Raw genomic sequence first — 4,450 nt, 5'->3', positions numbered from 1 at the left:
CGTCGCGGCGGGAAGAGGAGGAAGCCGAAGTGAACTGCCGCACGACGTAGATCAGACCGCCGACCAGGGCGGCGAAGATCAGCAGCTTGAAGAGAAGACCGATCACGAACCCCACGACGCTGGCGATCAGACCGCCGAAGACCACGACCGCGATGACCGGGATCGCGACCCACTTCACCCACCACGGCAGGCTCTTGATGATCCCCTTGGCGTCCATGAACTTCTCCCGTTGGCTGGGCGGCCCGACGTGGCGGGCCGGTGGAGTGCGAGCTGCGCGGCGTTCGGCGCCGCCTGTCTGCCCTCGATGCTAAAACGCTCCTGCCCGCACCGGGAGGGACAGCGTCCCCGGTCCTCCCCTGAACCGTCCCTTACCGGACCCTGACCCGGGACCCCGGTGTCAGCCTTCGGGCGGCGAGAAGACGACCATCATCCGCAGGTCCTCGCTGATGTGATGGAACTTGTGCGGCATTCCCGCCGGCACGTAGACGATGCTGCCGCGCGCGACAGCCGTGGTCTCGTTCCCGACGGTGATCGCTCCCCGGCCGCTGACCACGAGGTAGACCTCGTCCTGCTTGTGCGGCTGCTGGGGGTCGGTGGTGCCTTTGTCGAGGGCGTAGAGGCCGGCGGACATGTGGCGCTCCCGCAGGAACTGGAGGTAGGCGCCGTCGTTCGCGAGCCGCTCAGCCTCGAGTTCCTCCAGCCGGAACTCCTTCATCGCGTCGTCCACCCCTGTCTCATCCTGCGTCTCTCCGCATCCCCGAGGCCGGGGACCCCCTGTGACCTGAGAGTCCGGCTCTGCCACGATCACACTATGACGAATTTCCTCATCAAGACGCTCGCGAACGCAGCCGCCCTCGCGGTGGCCGCCTGGCTGGTGACCGGCGTCGAATTCACCGGTGCTGACACGGGAGAGCGGGCGCTGACGCTGATCGTCGTCGCGCTGATCTTCGGTGTGGTCAACTTCGTGGTCAAGCCGCTGCTGAAGTTCTTCTCCCTGCCGCTGCTCATCGTCACGCTCGGCCTGTTCACGCTGGTGATCAACGCGCTGATGCTGATGCTCACCTCGTGGGTCTCAGAGCAGCTCGACGTCGCCTTCCACGTGGACGGCTTCGGTCCGGCCTTCCTCGGCGGGCTGATCGTCACCGTCGTGGCCTGGGCGCTTCACATGGCCCTGCCAGACCGGGACTGAGCGGCCATGGACACCTACAGCGTCTGCTTCGTCTGCACGGGCAACATCTGCCGCTCGCCGATGGCCGAGGCCGTCTTCCGCTCCCATGTGGCGGACGCCGGCCTCGAGGGCAGGATCGCGAGCAGCAGTGCCGGCACCGGGGGCTGGCACATCGGAGACCCCGCCGACCGGCGCACGACTGCGACGCTGGGGGAAGCCGGATATCAACTGGTTCACGCCGCACGGCAGTTCGAGCCCGATTGGTTCGCGGAGCACGATCTCGTCGTCGCCCTCGACGAAGGCCACGAGCGAGAGCTGCGCGCGATGGCGCCCACTCCCGACGATGCGGCGAAGGTGCGGCTGCTGCGCAGCTACGACCCCTCGGCTTCCGAGGGCGACGGCTTCGGGTTCGACGTCCCCGACCCGTACTACGGCGACATCGCCGGGTTCGAGGAGTGCCTGCGCCTCGTCGAGGCCGCCGTGCCGGGGCTGCTGGCCGAGGTCACCGCGACGCTGGACGTCGGCCGTACGGCCGGGAGGGGTGAGGCCTGATGTCCGCGCTCGCCGACCGTGTTGCCCAGATGACCGGCGCGGCGACGGTCACCGACCCCGAGCGGGTGCCCGGCGGGGACATCTCCGACGCCTGGCGCCTCACGCTGAGCGGGGGCGAACACGGTTCGCACCGCACCGTGTTCGCCAAGACCCTCGACACCGTGCCCCCTCCCGGGTTCTTCGAGGCGGAGGCGGCCGGACTCGCCATGCTCGCCTTCACGGGAGTGGTCGCTGTGCCCGAGGTCCTCGCCGTCGAGGACGACGTGCTCGTACTGGACTGGGTGGAGCAGGGTGCCCCCGACGCGGCGCAGGCCGAGCGCCTCGGCCGTGACCTGGCCGCCCTGCACGACAACCGCACACTCGCCTACGGCACTCCCGGACGCCCCGCCTACCTCGGCACGCTGCGGCTGCTCGGGCCCGACGAGCCGGTCACCGAGCCCGAGGACTGGCCGGCCTTCCACGCCGAGTACAGGCTGCGCCCCTTCCTCCGCGACGCCTTCGACAACGGCGCCATCAGCGCGGCCGACACCCTCGACGTGGAGCGGGTGTGCGAGCGGATCGACCAGCTCGCGGGCCCGCCTCAGCTGCCCGTGCTCATCCACGGCGACCTGTGGTCGGGGAACGTGCACTGGGCTGCCGACGGCCGCGCCCGGCTGATCGACCCCGCCGCACAGGGCGGCCATCCGGAGACCGACCTCGCGCTTCTCGAACTGTTCGGCTGCCCGGAGCTCTCCCGTATCCTCGCCGCGTACCAGGAGGTGAGCCCCATCGAGGGCCGCGAGGAGCGCGTCCCGCTGCACCAGCTCCAGCACCTACTGGCGCACGCCGTCCTCTTCGGTTCCGCGTACGGCGCACAGTGCGGGGCGGCTGCCCGCGCGGCGCTCGCCAGGGCCGCCTGACAGGAGAGCGATCACCGATGAACTCTGACAGCGACGCCACCCGGGTCGTACGGGCCGGCCTGCCCGACGAGGAGCCGTACGCCCCGCCGCTGCCCGGGCCCGTCTTCGCCGCGCACTACCACCTCCCCGGCGACCCGGCGGGTGCGCCCTACGCGTACGGGCGCGACACCAACCCCACCTGGACCGGCCTCGAACGAGCCATCGGCCAGCTGGACCTCCCCGGCGAGGAGCCCGCGCACACAGTCGCGTTCGCCTCCGGCATGGGCGCCATCTCCGCCGTGCTGCTGTGCCGTTCGCGTCCCGGCGACGTGGTCGTGCTGCCCGACGACGGATACAACCTCCTCGTCGGCATGCGTGAACGCCTCGAAGGGTTCGGCGTCGAGGTCCGCACGGCTCCGACCGCGGGCGACGCCCAACTCGCGCAGCTCGACGGTGCGTCGCTGCTGTGGATCGAGTCGCCGTCCAACCCCGGTCTGGACGTGTGCGACATCCGGCGCCTGGCCGACGCGGCGCACGAACGCGGGGCGCTGGTCGCCGTCGACAACACCCTCGCCACCCCGCTCGGGCAGCGGCCCCTCGAACTCGGCGCGGACTTCGCCGTCGCCAGCGGCACGAAGGCGCTCACCGGGCACGGCGACGTCCTGCTCGGCCATGTCAGCTGCCGCGACCCCGAGTTGGCCGACTCGGTGCGGCAGTGGCGCAAGTACGTCGGTGCCATTCCGGGGCCGATGGAGGCGTGGCTCGCGCATCGTTCGCTGGCCACTCTCGACGTGCGGACGCAGCGCCAGGCGGTCGGTGCGCTCGCCGTCGCCGAGGCGCTGCTGGCCAGGCCGGAGGCGACGGACGTACGTCACCCGGGGCTGCCCGGCGACCCCTCGCACGAGGTGGCGGCGAGGCAGATGCGCCGGTTCGGCTGCGTCGTCTCCTTCACGCTGCCCGGCAAGGAGTTCGCGGAGCGCTTCCTGGAGGCTCTGCGCCTGGTCGACGACGCCACCAGCTTCGGCGGTGTCCGCTCCACGGCGGAGCGGCGCGGCCGATGGGGCGGGGACGCCGTGCCGGAGGGGTTCGTGCGGATGTCGGTCGGCGTGGAGGACGCGGACGACCTCGTCGCCGACGTACGGCACGCACTGGACGTCGCGGGCGCGAGCGGCACCGCGGGGGAGTAGCAACACCGTGCGGTGAGAGCCTCCCGGGCCCGCCTATTCGGGCGGGTGCTCGGGACCGCCGTAGTCGGGGCTGGAGTAGTCCGGACTGGAGTAGCGCGGACGGACGCTCCGCTCCCCCTGGCCGTCCGAGGGCGTGCGGCTGGAGAAGTCCGGGCCGGAGTAGCCGAGCCGCGGGTGGTGGCGCTCCTCGGCGTGCGCCGGCTCCTGGGAGTTCTCCTGCGGTGCGGGGGCGTAGCTGGAGGGTGCGCGCGTGGCCGGACCGTCGGCCAGCGCGCTGGCCAGATACGGATGGATCCCGCGCTCCAGCAGCGCTTCGCGCCAGACGGCCTGCGCCTTGGCGACCTCCTCGGCGAGGCCGCTCGCGCCGCCCGTCACATCCACGAGAGGCCCTTCCCCGGCCGCCTGCCGTCGCGCGCCGGCGCCGTTGCGCATCGCGGTCAGCCACAGCTCCGCCATGCCGACGACGATCCCGGCGGCGGCGAGCACCGCGAAGACCCAGCCGACTCCGCGCATGGGCGCGGCTATCGCGGGCTCGGGCGTCACCACGTGCAGCGCGTAACCGAGCAGCAGGAAGATGACGGCGGCGGTGCCGGCGAGCAGCGGGACGAGGACGGAGACCATCGCGAGCAGGCCCACTCCGGCCGTCTCGGTGATGCCCTCCCCCA

At 71.7% G+C, this 4,450-nt stretch carries 6 protein-coding genes and 1 pseudogene; 4 read left to right on the top strand and 3 right to left on the bottom strand.

All coding sequences use genetic code 11. The features are described 5' to 3' along the window. Together H5J26_RS28695 and H5J26_RS28690 are read right to left on the bottom strand one after the other, a co-directional pair. Positions 1-217, bottom strand: a 217-nt coding sequence (locus tag H5J26_RS28695; protein WP_181768886.1) for a DUF5326 family protein, incomplete at its 3' end; no start/stop codon positions are given. A gap of 180 nt (positions 218-397) precedes the next feature. Next, the gene (locus H5J26_RS28690) at positions 398-715 is read right to left on the bottom strand and encodes a cupin domain-containing protein (RefSeq protein WP_181768887.1); all 318 of its coding nucleotides are present in this window, start codon (positions 713-715) and stop codon (positions 398-400) included. A 96-nt stretch (positions 716-811) separates the two neighbouring features. Between H5J26_RS28690 and H5J26_RS28685 the strand changes: the two genes are divergently transcribed. Genes H5J26_RS28685 through H5J26_RS28670 form a run of 4 tightly spaced genes read left to right on the top strand, consistent with a single transcriptional unit; the run spans position 812 to position 3,785 of the window. Beyond that, the gene (locus H5J26_RS28685) at positions 812-1,189 is read left to right on the top strand and encodes a phage holin family protein (protein WP_181768885.1); all 378 of its coding nucleotides are present in this window, start codon (positions 812-814) and stop codon (positions 1,187-1,189) included. 6 nt (positions 1,190-1,195) lie between these two features. Beyond that, the gene (locus H5J26_RS28680; protein WP_181768884.1) at positions 1,196-1,720 is read left to right on the top strand and encodes a low molecular weight protein-tyrosine-phosphatase; all 525 of its coding nucleotides are present in this window, start codon (positions 1,196-1,198) and stop codon (positions 1,718-1,720) included. After that, positions 1,720-2,619, top strand: coding sequence for a fructosamine kinase family protein (locus H5J26_RS28675; RefSeq protein ID WP_181768883.1), 900 nt, complete (start codon positions 1,720-1,722; stop codon positions 2,617-2,619). The genes H5J26_RS28680 and H5J26_RS28675 overlap by 1 nt, the downstream gene beginning before the upstream one ends. Before the next feature lie 17 nt (positions 2,620-2,636). Beyond that, positions 2,637-3,785, top strand: coding sequence for a cystathionine gamma-lyase (locus tag H5J26_RS28670; RefSeq protein ID WP_181768882.1), 1,149 nt, complete (start codon positions 2,637-2,639; stop codon positions 3,783-3,785). Between the two features lie 33 nt (positions 3,786-3,818). Here the strand turns inward: H5J26_RS28670 and H5J26_RS28665 are convergent. Continuing rightward, positions 3,819-4,450: pseudogene (locus H5J26_RS28665) on the bottom strand (hypothetical protein); the annotation flags it as partial.

Source organism: Streptomyces albidus (ex Kaewkla and Franco 2022), assembly GCF_013870515.1.
Lineage (GTDB): Bacteria > Actinomycetota > Actinomycetes > Streptomycetales > Streptomycetaceae > Streptomyces > Streptomyces albidus.
This window is presented reverse-complemented; position numbering and strand designations above follow the sequence as displayed.

Excerpts from the sequence above, each read along its gene's own strand:
- H5J26_RS28675 (WP_181768883.1), top strand. The coding sequence starts at position 1,720 with ATGTCCGCGCTCGCCGACCGTGTTGCCCAGATGACCGGCGCGGCGACG.
- H5J26_RS28685 (WP_181768885.1), top strand. The coding sequence starts at position 812 with ATGACGAATTTCCTCATCAAGACGCTCGCGAACGCAGCCGCCCTCGCG.
- H5J26_RS28690 (WP_181768887.1), bottom strand. The coding sequence starts at position 715 with ATGAAGGAGTTCCGGCTGGAGGAACTCGAGGCTGAGCGGCTCGCGAAC.
- H5J26_RS28680 (WP_181768884.1), top strand. The coding sequence starts at position 1,196 with ATGGACACCTACAGCGTCTGCTTCGTCTGCACGGGCAACATCTGCCGC.
- H5J26_RS28670 (WP_181768882.1), top strand. The coding sequence starts at position 2,637 with ATGAACTCTGACAGCGACGCCACCCGGGTCGTACGGGCCGGCCTGCCC.